The sequence below is a fragment of the Streptomyces sp. genome (genome assembly GCF_031178505.1).
Taxonomy (GTDB): domain Bacteria; phylum Actinomycetota; class Actinomycetes; order Streptomycetales; family Streptomycetaceae; genus Streptomyces; species Streptomyces gulbargensis.
This window is the reverse complement of record NZ_JAPSIW010000039.1, coordinates 1-19802: the sequence shown is the minus strand read 5'-3', so window position 1 is coordinate 19802 and position 19802 is coordinate 1. Positions and strand designations below refer to the sequence as shown.

Sequence of the window (19802 nt, the reverse complement as noted above, 5' to 3'; positions counted from 1 at the left end):
TGACGGAACGGAAGGGACCGCCGGCATGACCACCGTCACCACCGGCAAGGACAAGGACCCCGCGGCCGGTCCGGCCGGGGCCGCCGACGCCACGGACTTCGTCGCCCCGCGCGCCGAGGACCTCGCGGAGTTCCTCGCGGGCCGCGACCGGCCGCCCCGCCCCAGCGCGCTCGGCGCCTCCCTGACCTTCGGCCGGCGGGCCATGCTGAAGATCAAGCACGTGCCGGAGCAGCTGTTCGACGTGACCGCGTTCCCGATCATGATGGTGCTGATGTACACGTACCTCTTCGGGGGCGCGCTGGCCGGATCGGTCTCCTCGTACGTGCAGTTCCTGCTGCCGGGCATCCTCGTGATGAGCGTCGTGATGATCACGATGTACACGGGCGTCTCCGTCAACACCGACATCGACAAGGGCGTCTTCGACCGCTTCCGCACCCTGCCGGTGTGGCGGCCGGCCCCGATGGTCGGCTACCTGCTCGGTGACGTCGTCCGCTACCTGATCGCCTCGGCCGTGATGATCGGCGTGGGCCTCGCCATCGGCTACCGCCCGGCCGGCGGCCCGGTCGGCGTGGTCCTCGGGGTGGTGCTGCTCATGGTCTTCTCGTTCGCGTTCTCGTGGATCTGGACCATGTTCGGTCTGCTGCTGCGCAGCGAGAAGTCGGTGATGGGCGTCTCGATGATGGTCATCTTCCCGCTCACCTTCCTCTCCAACGTCTTCGTCGACCCCCGCACCATGCCGGGCTGGCTCCAGGCCTTCGTCAACAACAACCCGGTCACCCACCTGGCGACGGCGGTCCGCGAGCTGATGGCCGGCCACCGGCCGGCGGCGGACATCGGCTGGACGCTGGGGTGGTCGGCGCTGTTCGTGCTCGTCTTCGGCTGGATCACGATGCGTCTCTACAACCGGAAGTAAGGGGAGCGCAGGAAGGGCGGAGGTACGACGTGGCCGGTGAGGCCGACAATCGTCCGAGAAGTGGCGAGAAAAAGGCCGGAAAGTGGCTGGAGAAGGCTGATAAGCGGGCGAGCCCTGCCCCCAGGGGCAGGGACGCCGAGTTTCTTGAATGGCGCTAATTACTCGATCCCTGGCTGTCGCTCGTCGTCTCCTTCTTGTCCAGCGGACGTATGGTGATCTTGGTTGCCATTTCTGCCTCCTCGCGTCGCGGCGGGCGTTAACATGCCCACGGTGCCACAGCGGTGTGTGAGGTCAACAAAGTTTTTCCATGGGGGAGTTTGAGTATGGGGCGGGAGTCGAGGGAGGTGCTGCCCGCCCTCCTGCGACCACGCGTCAAGCCCGAACACCGCCCTTACCGGACGGTCGCGGGTCATGTGCGGATCGGCAGCGTGGTCCACGGCATCGGCGCGGAGATCGAGGATCCCGACGGCTGGGTCTGGGAATTGATCCAGGCCATGGACGGAACTCGGGAGCCGGAACGGATAGCCGTCGAGGTCGCCGCCGCGCACCCCGCCCCCGACGCGAACGATGTATTCCAGGCGATGGCCGACTTGCGGCAGGCCGGATTCCTGGAGGACGCGGCGGCGGGCATTCCCACCGTGTTCTCCGCACGGGAGAGGGAGCGGTACGGCCGCGGGGTGCCGCTGCTGCGGTGGATGGATTCCTCTCCCCGCGCCAACGCCTGGGACCTCCAGCTCGCCCTCTCCCACGCGCGGGTCCTGCTCATCGGCCTCGGTGGCGCGGGCGGGGTCGCGGCGCAGGGCTTGGTCGCCTCGGGCGTGGGCCGTCTGCACTGTGTGGACCCCGATGTCGTCGAGTTGTCCAACCTGAACCGCCAGGTGCTCTACCGCGAGCCGGACATCGGCCGGCGCAAGGTCGACGCGGCTGTCGCCTCGCTGCGTGCCCTCAACTCGGACGTGCGACTGACGGGGGAGGCCACAGCGGTGCGGTCGCCGGCCGACCTCGCCCGTCTCCTGAGCACCGGCCCCCCGGACGGCGCTCCGCCGGCTGCCGACATGGTCGAGGGGGCCAGGGCCACCGAAACCCCGGAGCCCCCTCGGTACGACCTCCTCGTCCTGGGTGCCGACCGGCCCGCCGCTCTCCGGACCTGGGCCAATCGCGTATGCCTGGAGACGGGTACGCCATGGATCGACGGTGGCTACCAGGGGCCGTTGGTCACCGTGGGGGCGTATGCGCCGGGGCGGAGTGGCTGCTTGGAATGCCACCGGATCACCCTGGCCGAGTCCCGGGACCTCGGGCTGCCGCCTGGTGAGGACGAGGCGACGGTCTCACCACGGATGCCGTGGAGCCCGGTGAACGCGGTGACGGCGACGCTCGCCGGAGCCCTGTTCGTGTACGCCGCCACGGCGATGCTGACCGGAGTGCCCGTTCTACCCCCCGGATTTCGGCTGGAATTCAACCTCGTTCGCCCCGGAGAGCCGGGTTTCGACCCGGTGCTCCACCGGCCCGACTGCCCCGCCTGCGGGGGAGCCTGAGATGCAGGGCAGTAGCCGCAGGGCAGACGCGGAGGACCGGACGTGACCGCCCCGCCCCGCCCCCCTACCCCATCCGTGGGGCCGCATTCCCGGGTGCGGCTCCATCCGCTGAACCGGCGAGCCGACGGCACCGAGTGGATCGTGGGACGCCGGGAATCCCGAACCTTCGTCGCCCTGCCCCCCGAGGGCGTGGCGGTTCTCGACCTGTTGGTGGAAGGGCTGAGCGTCGGTGCCGCGCAGGCGCGCCTCGCGGCGGGCGCCGCACCGGGTGAGGAACCGGACGTCGTGGAGTTCGTACGCGATCTGCTCGCGCTCGGTTTCGTGGCGGAGGTCGACGGGCAGCCGGCCGGGTCGGGGCTGCCGGCCGCCCCGGCAAGCCTTCCGGGGCTCCGCCCCGAGCGACTCGGCTTCCTGCTGCACCCCTCGCTCCCCTGGATTCCCGTCGCCCTCGTCGGCACCGCCGTGGCGGTGTTGCTGGCCCGCCCCGAGCTGACGCCCACCTACCGGGACCTGCTGTGGAGCCCTTACGGGACGCTCGTGGTGGTCAGCGGGCTGGTCGTCGGATGGTCGGTCGTCCTGCTTCATGAGCTTGCGCACCTGGCGGTGGCTCGGGCCGCCGGCGTGCCGGGCCGGATCGGCTTCGGGACCCGACTGCAATTTCTGGTGGTGCAGACGGACATCAGCGGTATCGAACTCGCGCCCCGCCGGCACCGGCTCACGGCCTACCTCGCCGGGATCGCGGTCAATCTCTCCATCGCGTCCGTCGCGGTGCTCCTGCTCGCCCTGACCTCGCCGAGTTCCGCGGGGCACCGTTTCCTGGCGGCGACGGTGCTGTGGGCGGGCCTGCCGCTGGCTTTCCAGTGCATGGTGTTCATGCGGACCGACGTGTACTTCGTGTTGCAGGACCTCACCGGCTGCCGGGACCTGTACGGCGACGGCCGGGCCCACGCCCGGCACCTGGCCCGACGGCTGCTCCGGAGGGAGACGGCGGAGCGGGACCCGAGCCGCGTACTTCCGGCCGGGGAGCGGCGGGCGGTGCGGATCTACGGCCTCGTCCTGGTGCTAGGCACCACGGCCTGCCTGGGGGCGTTCGCGGCTTTCACGCTGCCCGCCGAGGTCCGGCTGGTGGTGGTCGCCTGGGGCAGGCTCAGCGGGGGTGGCTCCGCCCTCGACGTGTCGGACGGGGTACTGACTCTCGCGGCCTTCGCCGCCGTCCACATCATCTGGCTCGTCACCCGGTGGCGTGACCACCGGACCCGGCGGGCCGAGACGAACAGGAGGAACGCTTCCGATGCGTGAGATCTTCGCGGGCGCCGAGGGCGTCCGGCTCGGACAGGACGTCTACACGTCCGACTTCACGGAGCGCTTCCGGCGCGTCGGCCCGGAGGGCTTTTGGAAGTTGGAGCGGATGCAGGCGTACGACGAGGGCGACTTCCCGAGCTGGCTGGCGTTCCGGCGCGGGGAGTGGGAGGAGTCGCTGCGGCTGATCGAGGAGCTGCGGCCGGAGTACGAGGAGTTCTTCGGGCGCATCGCGCGGGCGGGCTTCCGCCACCGGCGGGTGCGGATCGTGGAGCGGCCGCTGACCCCGTACGTGCAGTGGGAGCTGCACATCCTGCGGGTGAAGGGGGAGTACGGGGAGGAGGTCTCCGTCCTGGACGCGGAGCGGGTCGCTGCGTACGAGGAGGTGGGGCCGCTACCGGAGCTCTGCGTGCTCGGGGACGAGGCGGTGTACGTGGTGGAGTACGGGCCCGGGGGCGTGCCCGGCGGGGCGGTGCGGTACACCGCGCCCGAGGTGGTGGCGAAGGCGCGGGCGTTCGTGCGGGACCTGTACGGGGCGGGGGAGGACCTCGCGGAGTTCTTCCCCCGCGAGGTGGCGCCCCTGCCCGCACCCGCACCGGCCCCCTGACGCTCCGGGCCGTCAGTCGAGGCGCAGGTCCGCCCACTGCTTCTCGAAGGGGACGAGGTCGTCGTCGCCGCCGTCGCGGGCGGGCCGGGCGGCCACGGTGTCGGCGAACTCCTGGCCGGCCCGGGTGATCCGGGCGGGCAGCCCGTCGGTGTACTCGTCGCCGCCGGAGCCCCAGTCCTCCGAGGCCGCGTAGACGGCGGTCGGAACGACGAGGGCCCGCAGGTAGGCGAAGAGGGGCCGCAGGGCGTGGTCGAGCACGAGCGAGTGGCGGGCGGTGCCGCCGGTCGCGCCGAGGAGGACGGGCGTGCCGGTCAGCGCGGCCGGGTCGACCAGGTCGAAGAAGGACTTGAACAGGCCGCTGTACGAGGCCGTGAAGACGGGCGTGACCGCGATGACGCCGTCGGCGCCCGTCACCGTGTCGATCGCTTCCCGGAGCGCCGCGGAGGGGAAGCCGGTGACGAGGTTCTTGGCGATGTCGACGGCCAGGTCGCGCAGTTCGACGACCTGGACGTCGACCGCGTACTCCTGCTCGGCCAGCCGGTACCGGGCCGCCTGGAGGAGGCGGTCGGCGAGCAGCCGCGTGGAGGAGGGGGAGCTGAGGCCGGCGGAGACCGCGACCAGCTTCGTCGTCCGCATGGCGTCAGACCTCCCGGGTGGCGAGGACGGCGGGGTGGAGCGGGGCGGTGGCGGGGACGCCGGCCGGGCGCAGGGCGGCGAACTCCTTGCGCAGGACCGGGACGACCTCCTCGCCGAGGATGTCGAGCTGCTCGAGGACGGTCTTGAGCGGCAGTCCGGCGTGGTCGATCAGGAACAGCTGGCGCTGGTAGTCGCCCACGTAGTCGCGGAAGGACAGGGTGCGCTCGATGACCTCCTGCGGGGAGCCGACGGTCAGCGGGGTCTCGCGGCTGAACTCCTCCAGGGAGGGGCCGTGGCCGTAGACCGGCGCGTTGTCGAAGTACGGGCGGAACTCCCGTACCGCGTCCTGCGAGTTCTTGCGCATGAACACCTGGCCGCCGAGGCCGACGATCGCCTGTTCGGGGGTGCCGTGCCCGTAGTGGGCGTAGCGCTGCCGGTAGAGGCGGACCATCTTCTCGGTGTGCTGCTTGGGCCAGAAGATGTGGTTCGCGAAGAAGCCGTCGCCGTAGTAGGCGGCCTGTTCGGCGATCTCGGGCGAGCGGATGGAGCCGTGCCAGACGAAGGGCGGGACGCCGTCGAGCGGGCGCGGGGTGGCGGTGAAGCCCTGCAGGGCGGTGCGGAACTTCCCCTCCCAGTCGACCACGTCCTGTCTCCACAGCTTGTGGAGGAGCGCGTAGTGCTCGATGGCGAGCGGGATGCCCTGACGGATGTCCTGACCGAACCACGGGTAGACCGGGCCGGTGTTGCCGCGGCCCATCATCAGGTCGACGCGGCCGTCGGCGAGGTGCTGGAGGGTCGCGTAGTCCTCGGCGATCTTCACCGGGTCGTTGGTGGTGATGAGGGTGGTGGAGGTGGAGAGGATCAGGTTCTCGGTGCGGGCGGCGATGTGCCCGAGGAGGGTGGTGGGGGAGGAGGGGACGAACGGCGGGTTGTGGTGCTCGCCCGTCGCGAAGACGTCGAGTCCGGCCTCCTCGGCCTTAAGCGCGATGGCGACGGTGTTCTTGATCCGCTCGTGCTCGGTCGGGGTGCGGCCGGTGGTGGGGTCGGTCGTCACGTCGCCGACGGTGAAGATCCCGAACTGCATCGTGCTCACCTCTCGCGGGGGTGCTTCGGGGGCGCTGCCCCAAGCTCTTGGTTGAATCTTAAACCATCGCGTCCAACGGCGCACCCCTCCCGGCTATTCCCCCCACTGTCCGGGCCCGGGCCCGTTCCCCGGCCCGGGGACACCCTCCGCCCGGTCCCGCGCCCTCTCCCCCGGGCGGGCGCGGGCCGGAAGGAGCCCCTCCCGTAGAGTCCCCGACGTGAACGCTGCGATATCGGTCGTCGGAATCGGCGCGGACGGCTGGGACGGGCTCCCCGAGGCCTCCCGCCGCGTCCTGCGCGCCGCCGAGGTGCTCATCGGCGGCCCCCGCCAGCTCGGCCTGCTGCCCGCCGCCGACTGCCCCGGCGAGCGCGTCCCCTGGCCCTCGCCGCTCCGCCCCGCCGTGCCCGGCCTGCTCGCCGCCCACGAGGGCCGTGCCGTCGCCGTCCTCGCCAGCGGGGACCCCTCCTTCCACGGCATCGCCCGCACCCTCGCCGAGACCGTCGGCGCGGACCGCCTGCGCGTCCTGCCGCACCCGTCCTCCGTCTCGTACGCCTGCGCCCGCCTCGGCTGGCCCCTGGAGGCCGTCGAGACCGTCTCCCTCGTCGCCCGGCCGCCCGCCGTGCTCGCCGCCGCCCTCCACCACGGCCGGCGGATCCTCGTCCTCAGCGAGGGCGCGGCCACCCCGGAGCGGGTCGCCGCCCTGCTGCGCGACCGGGGGTACGGGCCCAGCCGGCTGCGCGTCCTCGAACAGCTCGGCTCCGACCGCGAGCGCCTGCTCGACGGGACCGCCGACACCTGGGCGCACGCCCCCGGCGACCCGCTCAACGTGATCGCCGTCGACTGCGTCCGCGCCCCCGGCGCCCTCCGCCTCGGCGCCGCGCCCGGCCTGCCCGACGACGCGTACGAGCACGACGGCCAGCTCACCAAGCGGTACGTCCGCGCCGCCACCCTCGCCGCGCTCGCCCCCGCCCCCGGCGAACTGCTCTGGGACATCGGCGGCGGCTCCGGCTCCATCGGCATCGAATGGATGCGGACCCACCGCTCCTGCCGCGCCGTCGCCGTGGAGAAGTCCCCCGAACGGGCCGAGCGGATCACCCGCAACGCGGACCGGCTCGGCGTGCCCGGCCTGAGCGTCGTCACCGGGCCCGCGCCCGCGGCCCTCGCCGGGCTCCCCGTCCCCGACGCCGTCTTCATCGGCGGCGGGCTCACCGCCCCCGGCCTGGTCGACGCCTGCTGGGACGCCCTGCCCGCCGGCGGCCGGCTCGTCGCCAACACCGTGACCCTGGAGTCCGAGGCGCTGCTCGCCGAACGCCACCGCCGCCACGGCGGCGAACTGATCCGGCTCTCCGTCTCCGCCGCCGTACCCGTCGGCGGCTTCACCGGCTGGCGCCCGGCCATGCCCGTCACCCAGTGGTCCGTCACGAAAGGTTCCGAAGAGGGATGACCGTCTATTTCATCGGCGCGGGCCCCGGCGCCGCCGACCTCATCACCGTGCGCGGCGCGCGGACGCTGGCGAAGTGCGGCGTCTGCCTCTACGCGGGCTCGCTCGTCCCCACCGAGCTGCTCGCCGAGTGCCCGCCGGACGCGCGGCTCGTCGACACGGCCCGGATGGACCTGGACCAGATCGTCGCCGAGATCACCGCCGCCCACGAGGCGGGGCAGGACGTGGCCCGGCTGCACTCCGGCGACCCGTCCGTCTTCAGCGCCGTCGCCGAGCAGATGCGCCGCCTGGACGCGGCCGGCGTCCCGTACGAGGTCGTGCCGGGCGTCCCGGCCTTCGCCGCGGCCGCGGCGGCGCTCAAGCGGGAACTGACCGTGCCGACCGTCGGGCAGACCGTCATCCTCACCCGCGTCGCCCAGCAGGCCACCCCCATGCCGGAGGGCGAGGACCTCGCCACCCTCGGCCGCAGCGGCGCCCTGCTCGTCCTCCACCTCGGTGCCCGTTACGTCGACCGGATCGTCTCCGAACTCGTCCCCCACTACGGCGCGGACTGCCCCGCCGCCGTGGTCGCCATGGCCAGCCGCCCCGACGAGGTCATCCTGCGCGGCACCCTGGAGGACATCGCCGGCCAGGTGAAGGCGGCCGGGATCACGAAGACCGCCGTCATCCTCGTGGGCCGCACGCTCGCCGCGTCCGAGTTCCGCGACAGTCACCTGTACGACCCGGCGCGGGACCGCCACACCTGCTGACGGCCCCGCGCGGCCACGACGAGGCCCCGGGACGAGCGTCCCCGGGGCCCGCCCTCAGGTGTTGGGCCGCTTGCCGTGGTTCGCGCCCTTCTTCTTCCGCGCCCTGCGCTTGTTGCCTCGCTTCGACATGGCGTCTCCTCCCGGTTCGTGGGGGTGTGCGCTGTCGAGCCTAGGGTCGGCCCCGGCGAGCCGCATCCGGTCGCCGGCGCGAGGTCAGCCGGACGTTCCCCCCGGCCCCGCCACCGCCGACCGCCCCACCACGACCCCCGCCCGGTCGACGCAGACCACGTCCACCGCGACCGGGGCGCCCCGCAGGACCGTGAGGGCCTCGTCGCGGGCACGGGTGGCGACGAGGTCGCCCAGGGGGACGCCCGCGGCTTCGCAGAGGCGGAGGGCGGCGAGGCCCGTGTTGGCGCCGGCGATCTCGGCGGCGAGGGCCTCGGAGGCGCCGCCCGTGCGGGCGAGTCCGGCGAGGAAGGCCTTGTCGACCTGGGAGCGGGCCGAGTGCAGGTCCAGGTGGCCCGCGGCCAGCTTGGAGAGCTTGGCGAAGCCGCCGCAGACGGTGAGCCGGTCCACCGGGTGGCGGCGGAGGTACTTGAGGACGGCGCCCGCGAAGTCGCCCATGTCGAGCAGGGCGATCTCCGGCAGGTCGTAGAGCTCCGTGACCGTCCGCTCGGAGGTGGAGCCCGTGCAGCCCGCGACGTGGGTGAGGCCGCCCGCGCGGGCCACGTCGACGCCCCGGCGGATGGAGTCGATCCAGGCCGAGCAGGAGTACGGGACGACGATCCCGGTCGTGCCGAGGATCGACAGACCGCCGAGGATGCCGATCCGCGGGTTCCACGTGGAACGGGCGATCTCGGCGCCGTTGTCGACGGAGACCGTGATCTCCACGTCCCCGGTGCCGCCGTGTGCCGCCGCGACCTCCGCCACGTGCGCGCGCATCAGCTGCCGGGGAACCGGGTTGATCGCGGGCTCCCCCACGTCGAGCGGCAGCCCCGGCAGGGTGACCGTGCCGACGCCCTCGCCCGCGCGGAAGACGACACCGGAACCGGCCGGCAGGAGCCGTACCGTCGAGCGGATCACCGCCCCGTGGGTGACGTCCGGGTCGTCGCCCGCGTCCTTGACCACGGCCGCCATCGCGGCCGTGGCCGTCAGCGACTCCGCCGCCAGCGCGAAGGACGGGGTGTGTCCCTTCGGCAGGGTGATCGTCACCGGGTCCGGGAAGTCCCCGGTGAGCAGCGCGGTGTACGCGGCGGTGGTCGCCGCCGTCGCACAGGCACCGGTCGTCCAGCCGGGGCGCAGGCCGGTGTGCTTGAGTTGGGCCTCGCGCCCGCCGCCGGAACTCATGTAAGGACTCCCATGCACGTACTCATCCTCGGGGGTACCGCCGAGGCCCGCGCCCTGGCCGGGCTGCTGCACGGGCGGGTCCGGGTCACCAGCTCCCTGGCGGGACGGGTGGCGAACCCCCGGCTGCCCGCCGGCGAGGTGCGGATCGGTGGGTTCGGCGGCGCGGACGGCCTCGCCGCCTGGCTGCGGGAGCACGGCGCGGACGCGGTCATCGACGCCACCCATCCCTTCGCCGCGCGGATCAGCTTCAACGCGGCCCTGGCGGCCGCCGCCGCCCATGTTCCCCTGCTGGCCCTGCGCCGTCCCGGGTGGGCCCCCGTGGCGGGCGACGACTGGCGCCCCGTCGACTCCCTGGCGGAGGCCGCGGCGGCCCTGGACGGTCTCGGCGACCGGGTCTTCCTCACCACCGGGCGGATGGGCCTCGCGGCCTTCGCGGACCGCCCGGAGTGGTTCCTCGTCCGCTCGGTCGACGCCCCCGGGGCCCCGATGCCCGCCCGCACCGAGGTCCTCCTGGACCGGGGCCCCTTCACGGTGGAGGGCGAGCGGGAACTGCTCGACCGCCACCGCATCGGCGTCCTCGTCACCAAGGACAGCGGCGCCGCCGCCACCGCCCCGAAGCTGACCGCCGCCCGCGAGGCCGGCATCCCGGTCGTCATCGTCCGCCGCCCCCCGGTCCCGGCCGGCGTCCCGGTGGCGGCGACCCCGGAGGAGGCCGCCGCCTGGGTGCGGGAGCGCTGAGGACCGCCGCGGGCCCGGGCGCCGCTCAGCCGTAGCGGCGCGGCGTCCAGGTGATCGTGCGGCCGTCGGCGCGTTCGACCGCACGGGTCTGGGTCGAGCCGATCAGGAGGAGGGTGCGCATGTCGACCTCCGCCGGGTCCAGGGTCTTCAGGGTGACGATCCGGACCGACTGCTCCGGGCCGCCGACGTCGCGGGCGACGACCACCGGGGTGTCGGGCGAGCGGACCTCCAGGAGCAGGTCGCGGGCGGCGGCGACCTGGTGGGTGCGGGACTTCGAGCCCGGGTTGTAGAGGGCGAGGACGAGGTCGGCCTCCGCCGCGGCGCGCAGGCGCCGGGAGATGACGTCCCAGGGCTTGAGCCGGTCGGAGAGCGAGATCGTCGCGTAGTCGTGGCCCAGCGGGGCGCCCGCCGCCGCGGCGGCCGCGTTGGCGGCGGTCACGCCCGGCAGGACCCGTACGGGCACGTCCGCGTAGGCCGGTTCGCAGGCCACCTCCAGGACCGCCGTCGCCATGGCGAAGACGCCCGGGTCGCCGCCGGAGACGACCGCGACCCGCCGCCCGCGCCGGGCCAGGTCGAGCGCGAACTCGGCCCGCTCGGACTCCACCTTGTTGTCGGAGCCGTGGCGCCGCTGCCCGGGGCGCAGGACCGGCACCCGGTCCAGGTAGGTGGTGTAGCCGACGAGGTCGTCGGCGCCCTGGAGCGCGCCGCGCGACTCGGGGGTCAGCCAGGGGGCCCCGGCCGGTCCGGTGCCGACGACGACGACCTCGCCGCCGGTCTCCCGGGACTCGGGCGCGACGGCGTCGATCCGCGAGGGCAGGACGGCGACGGAGAAGTACGGGACGGTCGACGGGTCCACGTCGGCCAGCGTCTCCGTCCGCTCGCCGGGCATGAACGCCCGCTCCACGTACCGCGCGTCCTCCAGGCGCCCGGCCCGCTCCAGGGCGCGGCGCACGGTGGGGAAGGTGCGGCCGAGCTTCATCACGACCGCCGAGTCGGTGCCCGCGAGGCGGGCCGCGAGCTCGTCCTCCGGCAGGGTGCCGGGGATGATCGTGAGGACCTCCTCGGCCTCGCACAGGGGCGTGCCGAGCCGGGCCGCGGCGGCGCTGACCGAGGTGACGCCGGGGATGACGGTGGTGTCGTAGCGGTCCGCGAGCCGCTTGTGCATGTGCTGGTACGAGCCGTAGAACAGCGGGTCGCCCTCGGCGAGGACGGCGACCGTGCGGCCCGCGTCGAGGTGGGCGGCGAGGCGTGCCGCGGCCTCCTCGTAGAAGTCGTCCAGGGCGCCCCGGTAGCCGCCCGGGTGGTCCGTGGTCTCCACGGTGAGCGGGTACATCAGCCGCTCCTCGACGTGGTCCTCGCGGATGTGCTCGGCGGCGATGGAGCGGGCGATGGACCGGCCGTGGCGGGCCGAGTGGTAGGCGACGACGTCGGCCTCGGCGATGGCCTTCACGGCGGCGAGCGTCAGGAGGTTCGGGTCGCCGGGGCCGAGGCCGACCCCGTACAGCTTGCCGGTGGTGGTGCCGCTCATGCCTGGATCTCCGCTTCGTGCGCCATGGCGTTGAGGGCGGCGGCGGTCATGGCGCTGCCGCCGCGCCGGCCCCGGACGACGAGGTACTCGAGGCCGAGGGCGTTCTCCGCGAGGGCGTCCTTGGACTCGGCCGCGCCGATGAAGCCGACCGGTATGCCGAGGACGGCGGCGGGCTTCGGCGCGCCCTTCGCGATCATCTCCAGGAGGTGGAAGAGGGCGGTGGGCGCGTTGCCGATGGCGACGACGGAGCCTTCGAGGCGGTCGCGCCAGAGTTCGAGGGCGGCGGCGGAGCGGGTGGTGCCGAGTTCGGCGGCGAGGCCCGGCACGGCCGGGTCGGAGAGGGTGCAGATCACCTCGTTGTCGGCGGGCAGCCGCTTGCGGGTGACGCCGCTGGCGACCATCTGCGCGTCGCAGAGGATCGGCGCGCCGGCGCGCAGGGCCTCGCGGGCGCGGGAGACGGCCCGGGGCGAGAAGGCGATGTCGCGGACGAGGTCGGTCATGCCGCAGGCGTGGATCATCCGGACCGCGACCTGCGCGACGTCGGCGGGCAGTCCCGCGAGGTCCGCCTCGGCGCGGATCGTGGCAAAGGACCGGCGGTAGATCTCCGTCCCGTCCTTCTCGTAGTCGAACATCCTGGTGCTCTCGCTCATCTCGTGGTCGTCGTCGGGGTCGGGGTCGTGCGGGCCGTGGCGACCGCGCCGGGCAGGGAGGTACGGGGGGTGGGGGCGCCGTTCACCCGGTAGGCGTCGTCACCGGTGGCGAGCACGTCCACCCAGGTGCCGCGCGGGTGCCCGCACCGGCGCTCGCAACCGGAGAAGTGGACGGGGAGGAGCCGGCCGAGGGAGGCGGCCCGTGCCTCGCCGGTGCCGAGGGAGGTGGCCCGTGCCTCGCCGGTGCCGGGCGCCGCATCCGCACCGGGTTCCGGGGCCGCGGCCGTTGCCGCCGTCGCGTCCCCCCGGACGTCCGCCAGGGACTTGGCGCAGCCGGGGCGGCCCGTGCAGGCCGTGACGCCCGCCCACGGGGAGTCGGGGCGGGTGATCAGCCCGAGGGCCGCGAGGGCCGGGAGCCGGCCGGAGGCGCGGCCGGCCGTACGCTCGGTGACGACGACGGCGCCGCGCCAGGGCGTGAGCCGCACCTCGGCGGCGCCGTCCGCGAGGCCCCGCAGCTGTGCGGTGGTGAGCCGGCCGAGCGGCGCCAGGACGTACAGGCCGTGGTCGCCGAGCGGCCCCGGCGCGGGCGGTGCCCCGTGCGGGAGGGCGGGAGCGGGTACGGGCTCCGCCGGGATCCCGGCCCGGGCGAGTGCGCCGGCCACGTCGGGGGCGTGGCCGGGCGGCAGCTCGGCCACCCGCCAGGCACCGGTCCCGGCGGCCCGTGCGGCGGCCAGGAACGCCCCGGCGGCGGCGACCGCGGCGCGGGGCGCGTCCGCCCCGGCGACCCGGAGGGCCTGCCCGCCGGACCACAGGAGGGCACCCCGGTCCGGCGCGTCCGCCACTGCGACCAAGGTCACATCCGCGCCGAGCCCGGTCATGTCCCCGCGGCCGTCGTCGAGGGCGAAGAGGAACCGGCCCGAGAGGGCGGCCGTCCACGGCTCCGCGCAGAGCAGCGTGTCCAGCTCGCGCACCCACAACTGGGCCTCGGCGGTGCCGAGTCCGTCCAGGCCGGCGGCGGGGGAGGCCACGATGTTGCGGATCCGCTCGTGGCGGGGGGAGGGCAGCAGGCCCGCCCCGGTCAGGAGCGCGGCGAGCTCCGTGCCGCAGCCCTCGCCCAGGCCCCGCAGCTCGGCGTTGCCGCGCGAGGTGACGCTGATGCGCCCGTCGCCGAGGCGCTCCGCCGCGTCGGCCAGAACGACGGCCTGACGGGCCGTCAAACGCCCTGCGGGCAGCCGGAGCCGGGCCAGCCGGCCGTCGTCGGCCGGATGCAGGCGCAGCGCTCCGGGGCAGGCGTCGCCACGGTCCCGTACGCGGGTTTCGCCCGGTTCGGGCGCCGGGGGTGGGGTGGGCGGCATGGCGGCGAGCATACCCACGGCGCACCGCCCGGCCACGTGGTGTGATCGGGCCGACCCCGCCGCCCCCTCGGCCGCCCCGGCGGCACGATCTAGGATGCGAAGCGGCATGGGGTCCCAGGACCCCGGGGAGGAAGCCCGGTGAGAATCCGGCGCGGTCCCGCCACTGTGAGCCCGTACCGGCGACGGAACGGGTGAGTCAGGAACTCCCTTCCCCTCGCTCCCGGCTCCGTCCGGGCAGGGGAGGCCCCCACCCACACGACCACCCGGGGCGCGGACAACCCCGAGGAAGGCCTGAGCTCGCCATGCTCCTGCTGCTGTCGCACTCCGACACCGACCTGCTCAGCGCCCGGGCGGCCAACGCCGCCGCGCCCGACGGCCCGGTCGCGTACCGCTTCGCCAACCCCTCCCGCCTGCCGCTGGACGAGCTGCCCGCCCTGCTCGACGGCGCCGACCTGGTCGTCGTCCGCCTCCTCGGCGGCGTCCGTTCCTGGCAGGAGGGCCTGGACGCGGTCCTCGCCGCCGGGAAGCCGGTGGTCGTCCTCAGCGGCGAACAGGCCCCCGACGCCCAGCTGATGGCCACCTCCACCGTGCCGATCGGCGTGGCCACCGAGGCCCACGCCTACCTCGCGCACGGCGGCCCGGCCAACCTGGAGCAGCTGGCCCGCTTCCTCTCCGACACCGTCCTGCTCACCGGCCACGGCTTCGAGGCCCCGGCCGCCGCCCCCACCTGGGGCCCGCTGGAGCGGACCGCGCGGAACGCGGCCGGCCCGGTCGTCGCGGTGCTCTACTACCGCGCCCACCACATGAGCGGGAACACCGCCTTCGTCGGCGCCCTGTGCGACGCGATCGAGGACGCCGGCGGCCGGCCGCTGCCGCTGTACGTGGCCTCGCTGCGCGCCCCCGAGCCGGAGCTGATCGACACCCTCCGCACCGCCGACGCGATCGTCACCACCGTCCTGGCCGCGGGCGGCACCAAGCCCGCCGAGGCGCAGGCGGGCGGTGACGAGGAGGCGTGGGACGCGGGCGCGCTGGCCGCGCTCGACGTGCCGATCCTCCAGGCGCTGTGCCTGACCGGTTCGCGTGCCGCGTGGGAGGAGAACGACGAGGGCCTGTCGCCGCTGGACGCCGCCGGACAGGTGGCCGTGCCCGAGTTCGACGGCCGCCTCATCACCGTCCCGTTCTCCTTCAAGGAGATCGACGCCGACGGCCTGCCCGCGTACGTCGCCGACACCGAGCGCGCGGCCCGCGTCGCCGGCATCGCCGTCCGGCACGCCCGCCTCCGCCACATCCCGAACGCCGAGAAGAAGCTGGCGCTCGTGCTGTCCGCGTACCCGACGAAGCACTCCCGCATCGGCAACGCGGTCGGCCTGGACACTCCGGCCTCGGCCGTCGCCCTGCTGCGCCGCCTGATGGCCGAGGGCTACGACTTCGGGCCCGAGGACGAGATCCCCGGCGTGGTCTCCGGCGACGGCGACGAGCTGATCCACGCCCTGATCGAGGCCGGCGGCCACGACCAGGACTGGCTGACCGAGGAGCAGCTCGCCAGGAACTCGGTCCGCATCCCGGCCGCCGACTACAGGCGCTGGTACGCGACCCTCCCCGAGGAGCTGCGGTCGCACGTCGAGGAGCACTGGGGCCCGCCGCCCGGCGAGATGTTCCTCGACCGGTCGCGGAACCCGGAGGGCGACATCGTCCTCGCCGCCCTGCGCCGCGGGAACCTGCTGATCCTCATCCAGCCGCCGCGCGGCTTCGGCGAGAACCCGATCGCGATCTACCACGACCCCGATCTGCCGCCGTCCCACCACTACCTCGCCGCCTACCGGTGGATCGCCGCCCGTGCCGACGACGGGGGCTTCGGCGCCGACGCCATGGTGCACCTGGGCAAGCACGGCAACCTGGAGTGGCTGCCCGGCAAGAACGCCGGTCTGTCCGCCGCCTGCGGCCCGGACGCGGCGCTCGGGGACCTGCCGCTGGTGTACCCGTTCCTCGTCAACGACCCGGGCGAGGGCACGCAGGCCAAGCGGCGCGCCCACGCCACGCTCGTCGACCACCTGGTGCCGCCGATGGCCCGCGCCGACTCGTACGGAGACATCGCGCGCCTGGAGCAGCTGCTCGACGAGTACGCGCAGATCTCGTCCATGGACCCGGCGAAGCTGCCGGCGATCCGCGCGCAGATCTGGACGCTGATCCAGGCCGCGAAGCTGGACCACGACCTGGGCCTGGAGGAGCGGCCGGAGGACGACGGCTTCGACGACTTCCTGCTGCACGTCGACGGCTGGCTGTGCGAGGTCAAGGACGCCCAGATCCGTGACGGTCTGCACGTCCTCGGCGGCGCGCCGGCCGGCCCGGAGCGGGTCAACCTGGTGCTGTCCATCCTGCGCGCCCGCCAGATCTGGGGCGGTACGCAGGCGCTGCCGGGCCTGCGCGAGGCGCTCGGCCTGGACGAGTCGGCCGCGACCCGGGTCACCGCCGACGAGGCGGAGGCGAAGGCGCGCGAGCTGGTCGAGGCGATGGAGGCGGCGGACTGGTCCGTGGACGCGGTCGGGACGGTCGCCGCCGGTCACGGCCCCGACGTGGCCGCCGTGCTGCGCTTCGCCTGCGAGCAGGTCGTGCCGCGCCTGGCCGCCACGACGGACGAGCTGACGCACGCGGTGCACGCCCTGAACGGCGGCTTCGTGCCGGCCGGCCCGTCCGGTTCGCCGCTGCGCGGCCTGGTCAACGTCCTGCCGACCGGCCGGAACTTCTACTCGGTCGACCCGAAGGCGGTGCCGTCCCGCCTCGCCTGGGAGACGGGGCAGGCGCTCGCCGACTCCCTCCTGGAGCGCTACCGCACGGACAACGGCGACTGGCCGACCTCCGTGGGCCTGTCCCTGTGGGGGACGAGCGCGATGCGGACCGCCGGCGACGACGTGGCCGAGGCGCTCGCGCTGCTCGGCGTGCGTCCGCTCTGGGACGAGGCCTCGCGCCGGGTGAACGGCCTGGAGCCGATCCCGCTGGAGGAGCTGGGCCGCCCGCGCATCGACGTCACCCTGCGCATCTCGGGCTTCTTCCGTGACGCCTTCCCGCACGTCATCGGTCTGCTGGACGACGCGGTACGGCTCGTGGCGGGCCTCGACGAGCCGGCCGACCGGAACTACGTACGGGCGCACGCGCAGGCCGACCTGGCCGAGCACGGCGACGAGCGGCGTGCCACGACGCGTATCTTCGGTTCGCGGCCGGGCACGTACGGCGCGGGCATCCTCCAGCTGATCGACTCGCGCGACTGGCGGACGGACGCGGACCTCGCCGAGGTGTACACGGTCTGGGGCGGTTTCGCGTACGGGCGCGGCCTGGACGGCCGTCCGGCGCGGGCCGAGATGGAGACGGCGTACAAGCGGATCGCGGTCGCGGCGAAGAACACGGACACGCGTGAGCACGACATCGCGGACTCCGACGACTACTTCCAGTACCACGGCGGCATGGTGGCGACCGTCCGCGCGCTGAAGGGCACGGCCCCGGAGGCGTACATCGGCGACTCCACCCGCCCGGAGACGGTCCGCACCCGCACGCTGGTCGAGGAGACCTCGCGGGTCTTCCGGGCGCGGGTGGTCAACCCGCGCTGGATCGAGGCGATGCGGCGCCACGGCTACAAGGGCGCGTTCGAGCTGGCGGCGACGGTCGACTACCTCTTCGGGTACGACGCCACGACCGGCGTGGTCGCCGACTGGATGTACGACAAGCTGACGCAGGAGTACGTGCTCGACCCGGAGAACCAGGCCTTCCTCAAGGAGGCCAACCCGTGGGCGCTGCACGGCATCGCGGAACGTCTGCTGGAGGCGGAGTCGCGCGGCATGTGGGAGAAGCCGGACCCGGAGACGCTGGCCGCCCTCCGCCAGGTGTTCCTGGAGACCGAGGGTGACCTGGAGGGTTCGGGGGACGAGGCGTAACCCGGCCGGGCCGGGACCGGGAGCGGCGCGGTGTGCGCGCGTCCCGGTGCCCGGCCGGCGTCCTCGCGGTGACCCGGGTCCCGGGTCACCGGTGCGTGAGGGTGCGGGCCGGCGACAGGGCGAGCCGGCGGCCCGGGAAGGACGCCCGGAGCCGGCGGTCGTGGGTGACCACGACCAGCGTGCCCCGGTAGGCCGCGAGCGCGGCCTCGAACTCCTCCACCAGCCCCGGTGACAGGTGGTTCGTGGGCTCGTCCAGGAGCAGCAGGTCGGCCGGTTCCGTCACCAGGCGGGCCAGCTCCAGCCTGCGGCGCTGTCCGGCCGACAGGAGCCGGACCGGGGTCGCGAGGTCCCGGGCGGAGAACAGTCCGAGGCGGAGCAGCTCCTCCTCGCGGCCCTCTCCGAAGGCCTCACTCACCGTACGGGGGTCGGTGGGCGGGGCCGTGTCCTGCCGCAGCAGTCCCACCCGGCCGGGTGCGCGCACCGTGCCCGCGTCCGGGGTGATCTCGCCCGCGAGGACTTTCAGGAGGGTGGTCTTGCCTGCGCCGTTGGGGCCGGTGACGAGGAGCCGTTCGCCCGGTCCGAGGTGGAGGGCGTCGAGCCGGAGCCGGCCGTTCACCCGTACCCCGGTCAGGTCGACGGCTGCGCCCCCGCCCGCCAGGTCCGGGTGGAAGCGCAGCGGGTCCGGGGGCGGCGGCACGGGGTCGGCGGTGAGCCGGGCGAGCCGTTCGCGGGCGGCGCGGATGCGGCTCATCGCGCCGTGCGCCCGGGACCGGGCCCGGAAGGCGCCCGCCCCGCTGAAGGAGGCGGGGGCCTTGCGGGGGATCGCCGAGAACCGGTCGATGTGGGTGTCCGCGAGCGCGGTGTGGCGGGCCAGTTCGGCCTTCCACTCCTCGTACGCGCGCTGCCGGCGGGCCCGTTCGGCGGCGCGGCCGGTGAGGTAGCCGGCGTAGCCGTCGCCGTAGCGGCGGACGGTGTGCCGGTCCTCGTCCACCTCCAGGACGGCGGTGGTGACCCGTTCGAGGAACGTCCGGTCGTGGGAGACGGCCACGACCGTGCCCCGGTGGGTGCGCAGCCGCTCCTCCAGCCAGGTGACGGCCTCGTCGTCCAGGTCGTTGGTCGGTTCGTCGAGCAGCAGGAGTTCGGGTTCGGCGGCGAGGACGCCGGCGAGCGCGAGGCGGGAGCGCTGCCCGCCGGAGAGGGTGCCGAGGGGGCGGGCGCGGTCGAGGGGGGCGGGTTCGCCGAGGCGCCGCAGGACGGTTTCGACGCGCCGGTCGGCACCGGCGCCGCCCCGCGCCTCGTAGGAGGCGAGGAGCCGGGCGTAGCCGTCGAGGTCGCCGGTGTCGCCGAGGGCGGCCTCGGCGGTACGGATGGCCCGCTCCAGTTCCCGTACCTCGGCGAGCGCGTGGTCGACGGCCTCGCCGACGGTGGCGGTGGGCGGGAGGTCGAGGGTCTGGGCGAGGTGGCCGAGGCCGCCGGGGGCGTCGACGGTCACCGTGCCGCCGGTGGGGGTGTCGAGTCCGGCGAAGAGCCGCAGGAGCGTCGACTTGCCGGAGCCGTTGTCCCCGACGATGCCGAGCCGTTCACCGGCGCGAACGGTGAGGGAGACCCGGTCGAGGACGGTGCGGTGGTGGACGTCCCGGTCGTCGAAGCGCCGGGTGACGTCGGTGAATTGTGCACGGAACAAGGGCGCCTCCCGGGCGATCGTGCGAGACGAGACGTCTCGTCTTTTTGAGAGTACGGGAAGGTGCGCGCCCGGGCAAGACGCTTCGTCTCGCCGGTGGGCGTCCGTCTTTCGTGGGGGCGCGTGGAGGGTCGGGCCGCGAGGCGGGGTTGCCCCCGCGTATTGTTCTAGTAGAGTGCAAACAAGTGGAACAGAAGCACGGGCCGTCCGGTCCGGCGGAGGGGGAGACCATGACCCACGACACGACGGAACCGAGCGGCCCCGCCCGCACGAGAGCACGCCTCCGGGGCAGCGGGCCGTGGGCCGCCCTGCC

16 protein-coding genes and 1 riboswitch are annotated in these 19802 nt (G+C 74.3%); of the genes, 8 read left to right on the top strand and 8 right to left on the bottom strand.

All coding sequences use genetic code 11. The annotated features are described in order from the left end of the window. Positions 1 to 25: 25 nt before the first annotated feature. From RIF68_RS05730 to RIF68_RS05715, 4 genes are all read left to right on the top strand, one after another. Positions 26 to 913 (top strand): ABC transporter permease, encoded by an 888-nt coding sequence (locus RIF68_RS05730; RefSeq protein WP_309050033.1) that lies wholly within the window; start codon positions 26 to 28, stop codon positions 911 to 913. Positions 914 to 1236: 323 nt separating this feature from the next. Then, positions 1237 to 2448, top strand: a complete 1212-nt coding sequence (locus tag RIF68_RS05725; protein WP_309050030.1) for a ThiF family adenylyltransferase — start codon at positions 1237 to 1239, stop codon at positions 2446 to 2448. Positions 2449 to 2523: 75 nt separating this feature from the next. After that, a complete protein-coding gene (locus tag RIF68_RS05720) occupies positions 2524 to 3747 on the top strand; it encodes a hypothetical protein (protein WP_309050029.1) in 1224 nt (407 codons plus the stop codon). Further along, positions 3740 to 4354, top strand: a complete 615-nt coding sequence (locus RIF68_RS05715; protein WP_309050028.1) for a DUF6879 family protein — start codon at positions 3740 to 3742, stop codon at positions 4352 to 4354. Before RIF68_RS05720 ends, RIF68_RS05715 begins: the two co-directional genes overlap by 8 nt. Positions 4355 to 4366: 12 nt before the next feature. Here the strand turns inward: RIF68_RS05715 and RIF68_RS05710 are convergent, their stop codons facing one another. Then, complete coding sequence (locus tag RIF68_RS05710) at positions 4367 to 4990, bottom strand: FMN reductase (protein ID WP_309050027.1); 624 nt, start codon at positions 4988 to 4990, stop codon at positions 4367 to 4369. 4 nt (positions 4991 to 4994) lie between these two features. Continuing rightward, positions 4995 to 6074, bottom strand: coding sequence for an LLM class flavin-dependent oxidoreductase (locus RIF68_RS05705; RefSeq protein ID WP_309050026.1), 1080 nt, complete (start codon positions 6072 to 6074; stop codon positions 4995 to 4997). A 217-nt stretch (positions 6075 to 6291) separates the two neighbouring features. Between RIF68_RS05705 and cbiE the strand changes: the two genes are divergently transcribed. Continuing rightward, positions 6292 to 7518, top strand: coding sequence for a precorrin-6y C5,15-methyltransferase (decarboxylating) subunit CbiE (gene cbiE, locus RIF68_RS05700; protein WP_309050025.1), 1227 nt, complete (start codon positions 6292 to 6294; stop codon positions 7516 to 7518). After that, positions 7515 to 8264, top strand: a complete 750-nt coding sequence (gene cobM / locus RIF68_RS05695; RefSeq protein WP_309050024.1) for a precorrin-4 C(11)-methyltransferase — start codon at positions 7515 to 7517, stop codon at positions 8262 to 8264. The genes cbiE and cobM overlap by 4 nt, the downstream gene beginning before the upstream one ends. A 54-nt stretch (positions 8265 to 8318) precedes the next feature. Here the strand turns inward: cobM and RIF68_RS36435 are convergent, their stop codons facing one another. Both RIF68_RS36435 and RIF68_RS05690 read right to left on the bottom strand, forming a co-directional pair. Then, a complete protein-coding gene (locus RIF68_RS36435) occupies positions 8319 to 8393 on the bottom strand; it encodes a 50S ribosomal protein bL37 (protein ID WP_372460710.1) in 75 nt (24 codons plus the stop codon). A gap of 84 nt (positions 8394 to 8477) precedes the next feature. Beyond that, positions 8478 to 9611, bottom strand: a complete 1134-nt coding sequence (locus RIF68_RS05690; protein WP_309050023.1) for a cobalt-precorrin-5B (C(1))-methyltransferase — start codon at positions 9609 to 9611, stop codon at positions 8478 to 8480. A gap of 12 nt (positions 9612 to 9623) precedes the next feature. On the opposite strand from RIF68_RS05690, the gene RIF68_RS05685 reads away from it, so the two are divergent. Continuing rightward, a complete protein-coding gene (locus RIF68_RS05685; RefSeq protein WP_309050022.1) occupies positions 9624 to 10349 on the top strand; it encodes a cobalt-precorrin-6A reductase in 726 nt (241 codons plus the stop codon). A 25-nt stretch (positions 10350 to 10374) separates the two neighbouring features. On the opposite strand, the gene RIF68_RS05680 is transcribed toward RIF68_RS05685, so the two are convergent. Genes RIF68_RS05680 through RIF68_RS05670 form a run of 3 tightly spaced genes read right to left on the bottom strand, consistent with a single transcriptional unit; the run spans position 10375 to position 13894 of the window. After that, positions 10375 to 11877 (bottom strand): precorrin-2 C(20)-methyltransferase, encoded by a 1503-nt coding sequence (locus RIF68_RS05680; RefSeq protein WP_309050021.1) that lies wholly within the window; start codon positions 11875 to 11877, stop codon positions 10375 to 10377. Next, the gene (locus RIF68_RS05675; RefSeq protein ID WP_309050032.1) at positions 11874 to 12509 is read right to left on the bottom strand and encodes a precorrin-8X methylmutase; all 636 of its coding nucleotides are present in this window, start codon (positions 12507 to 12509) and stop codon (positions 11874 to 11876) included. The genes RIF68_RS05680 and RIF68_RS05675 overlap by 4 nt, the downstream gene beginning before the upstream one ends. Before the next feature lie 14 nt (positions 12510 to 12523). Beyond that, positions 12524 to 13894 carry a cobalamin biosynthesis protein CobG gene (locus tag RIF68_RS05670; protein ID WP_309050031.1) on the bottom strand — a complete coding sequence of 457 codons (1371 nt, stop codon included), beginning with the start codon at positions 13892 to 13894 and terminating at the stop codon, positions 12524 to 12526. 79 nt (positions 13895 to 13973) lie between these two features. Beyond that, a riboswitch (cobalamin riboswitch) is annotated at positions 13974 to 14107 on the top strand. A 77-nt stretch (positions 14108 to 14184) separates the two neighbouring features. On the opposite strand from RIF68_RS05670, the gene cobN reads away from it, so the two are divergent. Beyond that, the gene (gene cobN, locus RIF68_RS05665) at positions 14185 to 17808 is read left to right on the top strand and encodes a cobaltochelatase subunit CobN (RefSeq protein ID WP_309050020.1); all 3624 of its coding nucleotides are present in this window, start codon (positions 14185 to 14187) and stop codon (positions 17806 to 17808) included. A gap of 85 nt (positions 17809 to 17893) precedes the next feature. Here cobN and RIF68_RS05660 read toward each other — a convergent pair whose 3' ends face one another. After that, on the bottom strand, positions 17894 to 19492 hold the full coding sequence (locus tag RIF68_RS05660) for an ABC-F family ATP-binding cassette domain-containing protein (RefSeq protein WP_309050019.1): 1599 nt from the start codon (positions 19490 to 19492) through the stop codon (positions 17894 to 17896). Between the last annotated feature and the right edge of the window lie 310 nt (positions 19493 to 19802).